Origin of the sequence: Acetobacter sp. AAB5, from assembly GCF_050106715.1 — a bacterium.
Classification (GTDB): domain Bacteria; phylum Pseudomonadota; class Alphaproteobacteria; order Acetobacterales; family Acetobacteraceae; genus Acetobacter; species Acetobacter oryzifermentans.
On sequence record NZ_JBNIEW010000092.1, the window covers coordinates 1 to 220 of the forward strand.

At 61.4% G+C, this 220-nt stretch carries 1 protein-coding gene; it reads left to right on the forward strand.

Features of this window, described 5'->3' with window-relative positions; genetic code table 11:
• The coding region (locus ACP7IZ_RS13935; RefSeq protein ID WP_426849772.1) for a transposase at positions 1-220 on the forward strand (220 nt) is incomplete at both ends.

A 220-nucleotide genomic window follows, 5' to 3' on the forward strand; every position in this document is an offset into this window, starting at 1 on the left:
GCCGCTCTCGCGGTGGCTATGGCACAAAAGTCTGCGTGATCGCTGATGGACATGGAAAAGCCTTCGGTTTTGCGCTGGCCCCTGGACAGGCTCATGAACTGCCTCTGGCACTGCCTCTGGCACCAGCCATGCTCGACAGCCTTCCCGCCACTCCCCTGTGGGTAGTAGCGGACAAGGGCTACGCGTCGAACGCCATGCGTGAACGGATATGGGACATGGG